Source organism: Streptomyces pinistramenti (assembly GCF_020564935.1).
In the GTDB taxonomy this organism is placed as follows: domain Bacteria; phylum Actinomycetota; class Actinomycetes; order Streptomycetales; family Streptomycetaceae; genus Streptomyces; species Streptomyces pinistramenti.
The window spans coordinates 1-3,724 of the sequence record NZ_JAJCXB010000122.1 but is presented as its reverse complement, the minus strand read 5'-3'; the positions used below and the strand labels follow the sequence as shown (position 1 = coordinate 3,724).

Annotated in this window: 4 protein-coding genes; 3 read left to right on the top strand and 1 reads right to left on the bottom strand. The window is 71.1% G+C overall.

The annotated features are described in order from the left end of the window. The 3 genes from LIU39_RS34605 to nudC all read left to right on the top strand — a co-directional run. Positions 1 to 746 (top strand): PD-(D/E)XK nuclease family protein (locus tag LIU39_RS34605; protein WP_227050950.1); only part of this gene is annotated, 746 nt, incomplete at its 5' end. Positions 747 to 756: 10 nt separating this feature from the next. Continuing rightward, positions 757 to 2,157 (top strand): dipeptidase, encoded by a 1,401-nt coding sequence (locus LIU39_RS34600; protein WP_227050949.1) that lies wholly within the window; start codon positions 757 to 759, stop codon positions 2,155 to 2,157. Between the two features lie 77 nt (positions 2,158 to 2,234). Continuing rightward, on the top strand, positions 2,235 to 3,170 hold the full coding sequence (gene nudC, locus LIU39_RS34595) for an NAD(+) diphosphatase (RefSeq protein WP_227050948.1): 936 nt from the start codon (positions 2,235 to 2,237) through the stop codon (positions 3,168 to 3,170). A gap of 92 nt (positions 3,171 to 3,262) precedes the next feature. Here the strand turns inward: nudC and LIU39_RS34590 are convergent, their stop codons facing one another. After that, positions 3,263 to 3,520: a glutaredoxin domain-containing protein gene (locus tag LIU39_RS34590; protein ID WP_227050947.1), complete on the bottom strand. Its 258-nt coding sequence runs from the start codon at positions 3,518 to 3,520 to the stop codon at positions 3,263 to 3,265. Positions 3,521 to 3,724: the final 204 nt, after the last annotated feature.

Genomic DNA, 3,724 nt, shown 5'->3' with positions numbered 1-3,724 from the left:
ACACCACCCCCCGCGCCCTCCTCCCCGAGGAACGCCGCACCGTCGGCTCCTGGGACCGCGACCTCGACACGCTCGCCGCCGAACTGCGCCGCTCCCGCGCCACCGTCCGCGACGTGCCCCTCCCCCACGCCCTCAGCGCCACCCAGCTCCTCCGCCTCGCCGCCGACCCCGACGACCTCGCACGCGAACTCGCCCGCCCCATGCCCCGCCCGCCCCAGCCCGCAGCCCGCCGCGGCACCCGCTTCCACGCCTGGGTCGAATCCCGCTTCGAAGAACTCACCCTCCCCCTCATCGGCCCCGACGAACTCCCTGGCCCCGACCCCGACGAAGAAACCGACATCGCCGACGAAGCAGACCTCGAAGCCCTCAAGGAAGCCTTCGCCCGCACCCCCTACGCCCACCGCACCCCGTACCGCGTCGAGACCCCCTTCCGGATGACCCTCGCCGGCCGCGTGATCAGCGGCCGCATCGACGCCGTCTACAAAAACCCCGGCCCCCACGGCGACCGCTTCGAGATCATCGACTGGAAAACCGGCCACGGCCGCAACGCCGATCCCCTCCAACTGGCCGTCTACCGCCTCGCCTGGGCCGAGCGATACGGACTCGACCCCTCCGAGGTCGATGCCGCCTTCCTCTACGTCCGCACCGGCGACCTCGTCAGACCCACCCGCCTCCCCGGCCGCACCGGTCTCGAACGCATCCTCCTCGGCGAGACCGCCGACCGCGTTCCCCCAGAAGGCCGATAGGCTCGGGCACATGAGCACCACCCCGGACAGCGCCGTCCGCGCGTACATCACCAGCCACCGCGAGACCTTCCTCAACGACCTCGCCGACTGGCTGCGCATCCCCTCCGTATCGGCCGACCCCGGCCACGCCGCCGATGTGCGCCGCAGCGCCGAATGGCTCGCCGCAAAGCTTGCCGACACCGGCTTCCCGACCACCGAGATCTGGGAAACCGACGGCCTCCCCGCCGTCTACGCCTCCTGGCCGTCCGACGACCCCGACGCCCCGACCGTCCTCGTCTACGGCCACCACGACGTGCAGCCCGCAGCACGCGAAGACGGCTGGCACACCGACCCCTTCGAGCCGCAGACCCTCGACGGCAAGCTCTACGCACGCGGCGCAGCCGACGACAAGGGCCAGGTGTTCTTCCACACCCTCGGCGTCCGCGCCCACCTCGCCGCCACCGGCCGCAGCACCCCCGCCGTCCACCTCAAACTCCTCATCGAGGGCGAAGAGGAATCCGGCTCCCCGAACTTCCCGGCCCTCATCGCCCGGCACGCCGACCGCCTCGCCTGCGACACGGTGATCGTCTCCGACACCGGAATGTGGTCCAAGGACACCCCCACCGTCTGCACCGGCATGCGCGGTCTCACCGACTGCCAGATCGACCTCCACGGCCCCGACCAGGACATCCACTCCGGCTCCTTCGGCGGCGCCGTCCCCAACCCCGCCACCGAAGCCGCCCGCCTCGCCGCCGCCCTGCACGACGACAACCGCCGCGTCGCCATCCCCGGCTTCTACGACGGCGTGATCGAACTCACCGACCGCGAACGGGAACTCTTCGCCGAGCTGCCGTTCGACGAAGCGGAATGGCTGCGCACCGCCCACTCCCACGCCGCACTCGGCGAAGCCGGCAGCACCACACTCGAACGCATCTGGGCCCGCCCCACCGCCGAGGTCAACGGCATCTCCGGCGGCTACCAAGGCCCCGGCGGCAAAACCATCGTCCCGGCCGCCGCCCAGCTCAAGCTCTCCTTCCGCCTCGTCGCAGGCCAGGACGCCGACGCCGTCCAGCAGTCGGTACGCGACTGGGTCGCCGCGAACCTCCCCGCCGGCATCCGCCACGACCTCACCTTCTGGGGCGCCACCCGCCCCTGCCTCACCCCGCTCGATCACCCGGCGCTGCAATCCGTCGTCCGCGCCATGGGCCGCGCCTTCGGCCAGAAGATCCGCTTCACCCGCGAAGGCGGCTCAGGACCCGCCGCCGACCTCCAGGACGTCCTCGGCGCCCCGGTCCTCTTCCTCGGCATCTCCGTCCCCTCCGACGGCTGGCACGCACCGAACGAAAAGGTCGAGCTGGACCTGCTGATGAAGGGCGTCGAAACCGCCGCTCACCTGTGGGGCGACCTGGCGGAGAGCTGGCGCACCGCTTGACCCGCGCGCGTACCGCCGTGCCGCACCGTGCCCGTACGCAGCAATCACCCACGTCATAGGGGGAGTTGGAAACAGCAGTGACCACCTGGACCGACCACAGCACCGACCGGCCGCTCACCTTCAGCGCACCGAGCGGAATCGACCGCTCCGCACACCACCGCCTCGACGAGGCATGGCTCGCGGCGGCCTGGAGCCACCCGTCGACGCGCGTCTTCGTGGTGTCCGGCGGCCAGGCCCTCATCGACGACACCCCCGACGGCCGCACCGAACTCATCATGACGCCCTCCTTCGAGGCGCCCATGACCGAAGCACACCGCTACTACCTCGGCACCGACGAGGAAGGCATCAGCTACTTCGCCCTCCAGAAGGACACCCTGCCCGGCCGCATGGACCAGTCCGCGCGCCCCGCAGGACTCCGCGAAGCCGGCCTGCTGCTCGCCCCGCGCGACGCCGGCCTCCTCGTCCACGCCGTAGCCCTGGAGAACTGGCAGCGGCTGCACCGCTTCTGCTCCCGCTGCGGCGAACGCACCGTCATCGCCGCCGCAGGACACATCCGCCGCTGCCCCGCCTGCGGCGCCGAGCACTACCCGCGCACCGACCCGGCCGTCATCATGCTCGTCACCGACGAGGAGGACCGCGCCCTCCTCGGCCGCCAGGTCCACTGGCCCGAAGGCCGCTTCTCCACCCTCGCCGGCTTCGTCGAACCCGGCGAATCCATCGAACATTCGGTGGCCCGCGAGGTCTTCGAAGAGGCCGGAGTCGTCGTCGGTGACGTCGAATACGTCGCCAGCCAGCCCTGGCCCTTCCCCTCCAGCCTGATGCTCGGCTTCATGGCCCGCGCCACCTCGTCCGAGATCCAGGTCGACGGCGAGGAGATCGAAGAGGCCCGCTGGTTCTCCCGGGAAGACCTGCGCGCCGCCTTCGAATCCGGCGAGGTGCTGCCCCCCTACGGCATCTCCATCGCCGCCCGCCTCATCGAGACCTGGTACGGCAAGCCGCTCCCCAAGCCGTGAGGTGAGCCCCCGCGGCCCCCGCCGTGGACCGCCCCCGCACACCGCTGCGCCCCCTCCGGCCGATGGTCGGAGGGGGCGCAGCGCGGTGGGAATCAGACGGCCAGGGCCTGCTTCACCTGGTTCAGGCTCGGGTTCGTCATGACGATGTTCTCGCCGCCGGAGGGCGGGACGACCAGCACGGTCGGCACCGTCTGGTTGCCGCCGTTCGCCTTCTCCACGAACGCCGCGGACTCGGCGTCGTGCTCGATGTTGATCTCGTTGTACGCGATGCCCTCGCGGTCCATCTGGCCCTTCAGCCGACGGCAGTAACCGCACCAGGTCGTGCTGTACATCGTCACGGTGCCCGCCATGCGTCCCGCGCTCCTTCGGTAGTCTCCAACGGAAGCCGCCTCACAGCGGGCCGGGCCCTTGGACCCGGCCCCACCGGCCCGGGGCCCACGCCCCGCCCTGGGAAAGCGGCAACCAGAAGAACGTTCATGGTGCCCGGACCATTCCCGGGGGCGAAAGCGGCTTTTTGCTCACTTCGGGGTTGGCTTTTGACGCTTGCTGCTCGT